This is a genomic window from Pseudomonas sp. O39 (genome assembly GCF_045447295.1).
Lineage (GTDB): Bacteria > Pseudomonadota > Gammaproteobacteria > Pseudomonadales > Pseudomonadaceae > Aquipseudomonas > Aquipseudomonas antarctica_A.
The window spans coordinates 1-208 of record NZ_JBJGXV010000100.1; the positions used below are offsets into that span (position 1 = coordinate 1).

Below are 208 nucleotides of genomic sequence, written 5' to 3' on the forward strand. Positions count from 1 at the left end.
TGTTGTGGTAGCCGATACGGCGCTGGGCATTGGCCAGGCCACCACGGTCACTGTCACTTTCAGCGAGGCAGTGACCGGTTTCACCCTGGCAGACCTGACTGCTAAAAACGGTACGCTTTCCGGGCTGAACACCTCGGATAACATCACCTATACCGCGACGTTTACCCCAGCAGCCGGCATAACCGACACCAGCAACCTGATCAGCCTA

Annotated in this window: 1 protein-coding gene; it reads left to right on the forward strand. The window is 57.7% G+C overall.

Going from position 1 to position 208, the window contains the following annotated elements:
* On the forward strand, positions 1–208 hold a 208-nt coding region (locus ACI77D_RS29480; protein ID WP_407018125.1), incomplete at both ends, for an Ig-like domain-containing protein.